General features: G+C 40.4%; 1 protein-coding gene. It reads left to right on the top strand.

What is annotated here, in order from left to right; genetic code table 11:
* Nucleotides 1–292: hypothetical protein (locus ACM0OS_RS29070; protein ID WP_414546634.1), on the top strand; the 292-nt coding region annotated here is incomplete at both ends.

Below are 292 nucleotides of genomic sequence, written 5' to 3'. Positions count from 1 at the left end.
TGTTGGCTGGTCTAGCTCTGCTAATCAGGGTAATGAGCAGTTTCGTGAAAAACTCAAACACAACGATAAATTAACTTTGAGTGAACAGCGTGAACTCTATTTTAAGTTAGTTTTACAAACCAAAGAAGAATTACTACGTAAAGGACAGACTGACCTAAAGCTTTCCTCATTTGACCAAATTACACAAGACCTGCTCAAAACACAGCCAGAATCTACTTATGCTCCCACTTCCACGCGTGATATTCTGCTTCCACTTCATCCTGAATTAGCCACCGCCTGGCACAAATTAGAA

Origin of the sequence: Nostoc sp. CCY0012, assembly GCF_963920855.1 — a bacterium.
Lineage (GTDB): Bacteria > Cyanobacteriota > Cyanobacteriia > Cyanobacteriales > Nostocaceae > Cyanocohniella.
The sequence above is the reverse complement of the archived record's forward strand: the minus strand, read 5'-3'. Positions and strand labels throughout refer to the sequence as shown.